Consider the following 826-nt stretch of genomic DNA (forward strand, 5'->3'; position numbering starts at 1 on the left):
CTCACGGCGACCAAGGCCGGGGCATGGTGTAGCCGTCGAATCCGGCCTGCGAGCGCACGAACACCGCACGACCGCTCAGGAACAACACCTCGCCGCCGCGCTCGCTCAGCGCCGGATCCCCCACCCGCGCCCAGCGCTGCAGCGACGGGTTGTAGGGGTTGCCGTCCACCCGGAAGTGACTGTCGTAGCCCACCGCCGACGGCCCGTCGCTGTCCTTGCGCCAGATGTAGAACGAATCCGCCGTCTTGAAGTCCAGCGTCCCGCTGAAGCCCGACAGCATCGCACGCCCTCCGGCTCCCGTGGCCGACTGGTCGAGCGGAAAGCCCCCGCCCACCAGGTTGTCGCCATCCAGCAGCGGACGCACGAAGTCGTTGCTCCGCACCTCGCCATACTGCAACACCGTCGTTTCCGCGGTGCGGTTGTAGAAGAACGCCCCCTGGCCCGGCGCGATCACCACCCCGCCCATGTCGGCCAGCGTCGCATCGGTCACATCCACCCACCGCGGCGTGCCGCCATCGTCGAACAACCAGTAGCTCTGCCAGCCACCGCCGGCGAACAGCCGCACCTGGTCGGCCGTCACCTGGCTGCCCGTCGCGCCGAAGGATCCCGGCGGGAACTGCTCGTCCAGCGTGGTGTGCCGGCGCAGCATCACCACGTCCCCCGCCAGCGTCGCCGGCGGAGCGCCTGTCAGCGTGTTGAACGGCGCCGACGACGCATGCAGGTCGGCGTCGGCGGCCAGCGTCAGGGTGTTGCCCGCAGCCGAGACCACGTCGAAGCGGTGGCCCTCGTGGTCGCCCGAGTTGACCTCGATGTAATACGAGGCGCC

General features: G+C 69.9%; 1 protein-coding gene. It reads right to left on the reverse strand.

The genetic code is table 11. The features are described from left to right. Position 1: 1 nt before the first annotated feature. The coding region (locus tag ACG2LG_RS24005; RefSeq protein ID WP_396263419.1) for a hypothetical protein at positions 2–826 on the reverse strand (825 nt) is incomplete at its 5' end.

The sequence above is a fragment of the Haloferula sp. A504 genome (assembly GCF_044385805.1).
Classification (GTDB): Bacteria; Verrucomicrobiota; Verrucomicrobiia; order Verrucomicrobiales; family Akkermansiaceae; genus Haloferula.